General features: G+C 68.4%; 5 protein-coding genes. 2 read left to right on the forward strand and 3 right to left on the reverse strand.

The features are described 5' to 3' along the window. Window positions 1-8: 8 nt before the first annotated feature. The gene (locus AC04L7_RS11840) at window positions 9-2,246 is read left to right on the forward strand and encodes a beta-N-acetylhexosaminidase (RefSeq protein ID WP_475513068.1); all 2,238 of its coding nucleotides are present in this window, start codon (window positions 9-11) and stop codon (window positions 2,244-2,246) included. 52 nt (window positions 2,247-2,298) lie between these two features. Here the strand turns inward: AC04L7_RS11840 and AC04L7_RS11845 are convergent, their stop codons facing one another. Together AC04L7_RS11845 and AC04L7_RS11850 are read right to left on the reverse strand one after the other, a co-directional pair. Then, a complete protein-coding gene (locus tag AC04L7_RS11845; RefSeq protein ID WP_296281416.1) occupies window positions 2,299-2,721 on the reverse strand; it encodes a VanZ family protein in 423 nt (140 codons plus the stop codon). Then, entirely contained in the window at window positions 2,709-3,893 is a 1,185-nt protein-coding gene (locus AC04L7_RS11850; RefSeq protein ID WP_299345135.1) for a class I SAM-dependent methyltransferase, read from the reverse strand. The genes AC04L7_RS11845 and AC04L7_RS11850 overlap by 13 nt, the downstream gene beginning before the upstream one ends. Window positions 3,894-4,012: 119 nt before the next feature. On the opposite strand from AC04L7_RS11850, the gene AC04L7_RS11855 reads away from it, so the two are divergent. Beyond that, window positions 4,013-4,846, forward strand: a complete 834-nt coding sequence (locus AC04L7_RS11855) for a proteasome-type protease (protein WP_296281415.1) — start codon at window positions 4,013-4,015, stop codon at window positions 4,844-4,846. 210 nt (window positions 4,847-5,056) lie between these two features. Here the strand turns inward: AC04L7_RS11855 and AC04L7_RS11860 are convergent. Beyond that, window positions 5,057-5,291: alpha-E domain-containing protein (locus AC04L7_RS11860; RefSeq protein ID WP_475513067.1), on the reverse strand; the 235-nt coding region annotated here is incomplete at its 5' end.

Consider the following 5,291-nt stretch of genomic DNA (forward strand, 5'->3'; position numbering starts at 1 on the left):
CGACGACGGTGGCGGCCGCACCGATCACGCCTTCGCTGATTCCCGCACCGGCGGTAATGGAAACCGGCACCGGCAGCTTCACTGTCGGCACGGGCACGCGCCTGTCCGCCAGGGGTGACGTGGCGACGCGCGTCGCGCGGCAGTTCGCCGCCTACCTGCAGTCGGCGGGCGGGCCGGCACTGGCCACTACCGGGGACACAGGCAAGGGCCTGATCCAGTTCGTGCTAGCGCCGGCCGGCGCTGGCTCGGCCAATCCCGAGGCCTATACGCTCGACGTGACGCGCGACGGCATCATCGTGCAGGCGCACGACGAACGCGGCCTGTTCTACGGCGCGGTGACGCTGTGGCAACTGGTCACGCAGGGCGACAAGGGCGGGGCCACGCTGCCCGTGCTGCACATCGAGGACGCACCGCGATTCGGCTGGCGCGGCTTCATGCTGGACCCGGCCCGCCACTTCCAGCAGGTCGACGACGTCAAGAAGATCATCGACGCGATGGCGCTGCACAAGCTCAACACGCTCCACTGGCACCTGACCGACGACCAGGGCTGGCGCATCSAGATCAAGCAGTACCCGAAACTCACCGGGATCGGCGGCTGCCGCATTCCCGCCGGCGATGGCGGCAAGGATCCGAAAACCGGCGAGCCGCGCCCCTACTGCGGCTTCTACACGCAGGACCAGATCCGCGACGTGGTGAAGTACGCCGCCGAGCGCCACATCACTGTGGTGCCGGAGATCAACGTGCCGGGCCATGCGACCRCGGCGATCGCCGCCTATCCCGAACTGGGTTCCATCGACACGCCGCTGGTTCCGTCGAACGAATGGGGCGTGTTCCCCAACCTCGTCAACGTGGAGGAGCCGACGATCGCCTTCTTCGAGAACGTGCTGGGCGAGGTCGTCGCCCTGTTCCCGGGCACCTACGTGCACATCGGCGGCGACGAAGCGGTGAAGGACCAGTGGGAAGCCTCCGCGCGTGAGCAAGCTCGGATGCAGGCCGTCGGCGCGAAGACCGAGATGGACCTGCAGGGCTATCTGGTGGAACGCCTCGAGAAGTACCTCGCCGGGCACGGCAAGCGCCTGATCGGCTGGGACGAGATCCTCGAAGCCAAGTTGCCGGCGGAAGCGACGGTGATGTCGTGGCGCGGCATCGAAGGCGGCCTGCAGGCGGCGCGCCAGGGGCACGACGTGGTGATGTCGCCGTCGAACAAGACGTACCTCGACTATCTGCAGACCGCCTCGCCGAACGAACCGCCCGGACGCCCCGCGCTGATCACGCTGCAGGATGTCTACGGCTTCGAGCCGGTGCCGCCGGATCTCGAGGAAAGCCAGCGCCACCACATCCTCGGACTGCAGGCAAACCTGTGGACCGAGCACACGCGCACGTTCGCGCGCCTGCAGCACAACGCATTCCCCCGCCTCGCCGCGGTCGCCGAAACCGGCTGGTCGCCCGCGGCCAAGAAGGATTTCGCCAGCTTCACCGCCCGGCTGCCCGCGCAACTGAAGCGCTACGACGCCATCGGCCTGGGCTACGCGAAGACACCGTTCGAGCCGCTGATCGCCACCGAGGACAACCGCAAGGCAGGCACTGCGAAGGTCACGCTGTCCAACCCGCTCGACTACCCGGTGCACTACACCACCGACGGCAGCGAACCCACGCAGGCGTCGCCGACCTTCGCGTCGCCGATCGAGGTGAAGCTGCCGGCCACGCTGCGCGCCGCGGCCTTCGCCGACGGTCGCCCCCTGGTGCCGGCGTCGACGTTCGAACTGAGCGCCGCTTCGATGCTGAGCCGCACCGATGAGGCGATGTCGGTCTGCCCCGACGCCGGCCGCCTGCTGCTGCGCCTGGAAGACGATGGCCCGGCCGATGGCGAGCGCGCGATCTTCAACGCGACGATCTTCTATCCGTGCTGGCAGTGGGACCAGGCCGACCTGGAAGGCATCGCCTCGATCAGGGTACGTGCGGGCCGCATTCCCTACTATTTCCAGCTCGCGCACGACGAGCCGCACCGCACCTTCGAACCAGCGAAGTCGCCGCTGGGCGAACTGGAAATCCTGGGTGGCGGCTGCAAGGGCCACACGCTGGCGACGGTCGCGCTGCCGGCCGCGCCGAACGCGGATGGCTTCCTCGACCTCGAAGCACCGCTGCCCGCAGGCACCACCGGCAAGCAGGACCTGTGCGTGCGCTTCACCGGCGACACGCGCCCGCAGATGTGGGTGCTGGACCGCATCACGCTGCAGCCTCGCTGACGGCCGTCATCGCAGCATGGAAGAGCCGGGCATGTCCCGGCTTTTCTTTTTCCTAGACGCGTGCGGGACGCAGGCGCGCGTCCAGTGTGAGCARCAGGCGGTGCACGGGCGTCGGCAACGTCGCCAGTCCGGCCAGCACACCCAGCGTGTTCGCAAGCGCATCGCGCGGGTCGGCCATGCGCGTGGCGGTCAGCGTGCCCTGTGCGAACTCCAGGCAGACGCCCAGGGCGACCAGCAGCGCCGCCACGATCAGGCAGCCGCGCCGCGTGGCGAACAACTGCATCGCCGCCGCCGACAACACGCCGTAGGCGAGGAAATGCTCGACCTTGTCGCCGCCTTCCGGCACCGGCGGCAATCCGCTCAGGTTCACCAGCGACAACACGATCACGGCGGCGACGGCCAGCAGCCAAAACCCAAGCCACAGCCGCGGGCGATGGAACGGCTTCAGCGCGAAGACACGGCTCACAGGCGCCAGCTCAGGTCGTTGAACAGGAAGGCCGTGCCGAACTCGACGTCGCTGGAGAATCCCATCACCTGGAAACGCTCGCCCATCTCGCTGGGGAGCGTCAGCCGCTTGGCTTCGTTGCGCAGGCGCAGCAGCGTGGTTTCGTCCGCGCGCGCCTCGGCTTCGTTCAAGCGCTCCTGCAGCCCATTGCCGAGCAGGAAGTTCGCCTGCGTGGTGTAGCCGGCCAGGTCGAACCCGGCCTGCGTGCCCGCCTCGGCCAGCGCGGTGAAGTCGACCGAGGCGGTGATGTCCTGCAGCCCGGGCCACAGGTAGGGATCGTTGTGCACGCGGTGGCGGTAGTAGGCACGCAGCGTGCCGTCGTCGCGATCGGGCTGGTAGAACTCGCGCCGCGTATAGCCGTAGTCGGCGAACAGCATGGCGCCCCGGTCCAGGCCACCCATCACCGCCTGGATCCAGTAGGGCAACTGCGGCAGCAGCTCGGAGCGATAACCATCGGGAAACGGCCGCCCGATGTACCGCTCGACATGGCGCACCGCCGCGGACAGCAGGGCATCGGCCGGGCGATCGGCACGCACGAAGCGGCCTTCGCCATCCATCGCCACGCCCTCTTCGAACACTTCGCCATCGCGCAGCGTGAAGCGCGGCGTCGGCAAGGCATCGATCACTTCATTGGCGAACAACACGCCGCTCCACGTCGCCGAAGGTGGGCCGTCCAGCCATTCCACCAGCTCGAACACCGGCGGAATCAGGCGCTGGCGCAGCCGTTCGCGCTGGCGCTCGCGCAGGTCCGCACTGGGCTCCAGGATCGCGTAGCGCGCCGGCAGCGCATCGAGTTCCAGCAAGCGCTTGAGCATGATGTCGGCGAAGGCGCCGCTGCCGCCGCCGATTTCAACGAACTCGGCTTCGGGACCCAACTGCTGCAGCACCGGGGCCACGGCCTGCGCGACGCAGCTCGCGAACAAAGGACCCAGCTCGGGCGATGTCGTGAAATCGCCCGCCTCGCCGAACTTGGTGCTGCCGGCGCTGTAGTAGCCGAGTCCGGGCGCATACAGGCTGCGCTCCATGAAGCGCGAAAACGGAATGCTGCCGCCCTCGGCGGCGATCTCGTTTCGGATGAAATCAGCAAGGCGTTCGCTGTGGGCGCGCGCCGCATCGTCGGGAAGGGGGAGATCGGCCTGCATGGCGCACCTGGAGCGGAAATCCCGGCCATTGTACGGGCCGTCTAACACTGCGACGGTGGCCCTAGCCAACCCCCGGGACGGCGCATAGAATCGTGATGCACAGCAGCAACGGACACGCCATGACCTATTGCGTCGGCATCGAAGTCAACGAAGGCCTGGTCTTCGCCGCGGATACCCGCACCAGCGCTTCCTTCGACGACGTGCGCGTGTACCGCAAGATGCACGTGTTCGAATGGCCCGGCGACCGCGTGCTCGTCATCATGTCGGCCGGCAACCTGGCGACCACGCAGCTCACGCTGTCCCGCCTGCAGCGCGACATCGACGATCCCACCGCCACGCGCAGCCTGCGCACGTTCTCGCATCTCTACGAGGTGGCGGAATACGTCGGCGAGATGCTGGTGGCCAGCCAGGTGAAGATGAGCGGCGAACTGCAGCAGAGCGGCGTCAACGTGCAGTCCACGCTGATCCTGGGGGGGCAGATCGCCGGCGAGCGTCCCGGCCTGTACATGGTGTACCCGCTGGGCAACTGCATCGCCACGTCGCCGGAAACCCCTTACCTGCAGATCGGCGAGTCGAAGTACGGCAAACCCATTCTCGACCGCATCATCCGCCCCGAAACGCCGCTGGAAGATGCCGCGCGCTGCGCGATGGTGTCGCTGGATTCCACCATCCGCTCCAACCTCTCGGTCGGCATGCCGGTGGACATCGCCCTGGTGCGGAACGGCGACCTGAGGATCAGCCAGCAGATGCGGCTGGAAGCGGACACCCCGTTGTACGCCGAGATCCACGACACCTGGTCGCGCAAGCTGGAAGCCGCCGTGCACAGCCTGCCGCGCTTTCCATGGGAGCCGCAGCAGGCACAGGAAGCGCCGCCGCCGGGCCTGCCCGCCATGCCGCCCCGGCGAGTACCGTCGCGACAGGATCCGGGCGACGCGCAAGGCCAGCAGCAGTAACCGTCCGCCGACGCCGCGAGCCTGCGATGAAACCCTGGGCCGTCGCGCTGCTGGCATTCCTGCTGGGCGCCGGCGTCACCGCGCTGATCCTCGTGATCTGGATGCCACCGGCCTGGCGGATCGTCGCCGGCGCGGCGGGACTGCTCGTCGCCAGCAAACTGGCGGCGGTGTCCGCGGCCGCCTGGCGCGAACGCGGCGACTCAGAGCCGCTCAGCCGTGGAAGTAGCCGGAGGCGACGGCGTCGTGCAACGCGCCGAGATGCCGCTGGATCTCGTCCATGAACGCAGCGGGGTTCCGCTCCGCCAGCACGGCGGGGTCGGCGTTGCGCGTCATGCCCAGCACGCGGTTGAGGTGGCGGTCCACGCCCGGACGTGGCGGCATGGTGGGCAGCACGCTCTGCACGCGCGCCAGGCAGAACTGCACGCTGCGCGGGAATTCGTTGTTC

Source organism: Pseudoxanthomonas sp. LjRoot204_2 (assembly GCF_056175765.1).